We start from the raw sequence: 1,132 nt of genomic DNA on the forward strand, positions 1-1,132 counted from the left end.
CCGGGAAGCGGGTGCGCAGCGGCTGGTGCCGCTCGCACACCTTGCGGAGCGCCGCCTCGAGCGCGTCGGCCTGGAGCGGCCCGCGTACCCGGCGCACCAGCGGGATCGTGTACGCGGCGTTCCCCGGCGCGTACTGCTCCATGAACCACAGCCGCTCCTGCGCGTACGACAGGGGCGGGGGCTGGTGGGCGGGCAGCGCGGGGATGCTCGGCCGGGGCTTGTCGCGCCTCCGGAGCCGCTGGCTCAGCAGCGCCCGCTGGGCCTCGCTCAGCTCGGTCATGAGCCCTCCTTCGTCGGTCTCATGACCAAGGTGCTGTGCCTATTGATGACCTCGACAAGCTCGGTCATGAGCCCTCCGGAGGTCGCGGATCCAGCAGGCTCCTGGCCTGCTCGTCGGACAGCCCCGCCACCTCGGCCACCAGCGCCTCCTCGACGGCGAGGGCCAGCGAGGCGACGGTACGGCGGTCGAAGAGCGTGCGGATCGGCAGGTCCACGCCCGCGAGGGCGCGTAACCTGGCGGCCACCCTGATGGCCAGCAACGAGTGGCCGCCGAGGGCGAAGAAGTCGTCGAACGCGCCGATCTTGTCGGCGCCGAGCACCTCGGCCCAGACATCGGCGACCAGCTCCTCGGCGTCGGTCCTGGGCGGCGTGTCGTCGCTGCCCACGGGGCCGTCCGGCTCGGGGAGCGCCGCCTTGTCAAGCTTGCCGTTGCGGGTGAGGGGGAGCGCGTCGAGCATCACCCAGTGCGTGGGAACGAGGTACGGCGGCAACGCCCGCGCGACGTGGGCAGCGAGGGCGGCCGGTGGCTCGTCGGGTGAACGCGGGACGACGTAGGCCACCAGGTCGCCGTCTCGGGCGAGCACGGCCGCCTGGCGGACGTCGGGGTGCGTGAGCAGGCAGTGCTCGACCTCGCCCGGTTCGACGCGGAAGCCGCGCACCTTCACCTGGGCGTCCAGGCGGCCGAGGAACTCCAGCCGGCCGTCCCGCCGCAGCCGCACCCGGTCGCCCGTGCGGAAGTAACGGCCGTCCGGCAGGGTGACGAAGGGCGCGTCGGGCGCGTTGAGGTAGCCGCGGGCCACGCCCGGGCCGCCGATGTACAGCTCGCCGGCGGCTCCGGGCGGTGTGGGAGCGC

2 protein-coding genes are annotated in these 1,132 nt (G+C 73.9%); both read right to left on the minus strand.

All coding sequences use genetic code 11. The features are described from left to right. Window positions 1-280: condensation domain-containing protein (locus AB0J09_RS65425; RefSeq protein ID WP_360714645.1), on the minus strand; the 280-nt coding region annotated here is incomplete at its 3' end. A gap of 64 nt (window positions 281-344) precedes the next feature. Continuing rightward, window positions 345-1,132 (minus strand): phosphopantetheine-binding protein (locus AB0J09_RS65430; protein WP_360714647.1); only part of this gene is annotated, 788 nt, incomplete at its 5' end.

Source organism: Nonomuraea sp. NPDC049784, assembly GCF_040659615.1.
GTDB lineage: Bacteria > Actinomycetota > Actinomycetes > Streptosporangiales > Streptosporangiaceae > Nonomuraea.